Annotated in this window: 1 pseudogene (cut by a window edge); it reads left to right on the forward strand. The window is 53.5% G+C overall.

Features of this window, described 5'->3' with window-relative positions:
- Window positions 1–282: pseudogene (locus tag COV46_08680) on the forward strand (hypothetical protein); it begins 365 nt to the left of the window's first position.

Genomic DNA, 282 nt, shown 5'->3' on the forward strand with positions numbered 1-282 from the left:
AGGACCAGAAAATAACACCCAGCTCGCCGCGATAATAAAATATCTCCACGGGAAGATGAGAATAATGACCATTCTTGTTGACGGCGCGATAAACCGGATAACGCAGGTGGCATCTTTCGGAGATGCGCAATTCGTCTATATGTGCAGGGTCGATCCCGAGCGCGTTCAAAGCGCCGCGGATGAGCTGAAGAGGGTGGTCGAGTTGAGCAGGGTCCCGTGTCATTGCGAGCCCCGAAGGGGCGTGGCAATCCCCAGAGTAAAACTGCACAAGGGAGATTGCTT

This window comes from Deltaproteobacteria bacterium CG11_big_fil_rev_8_21_14_0_20_49_13 (assembly GCA_002796305.1).
Lineage (GTDB): Bacteria > UBA10199 > UBA10199.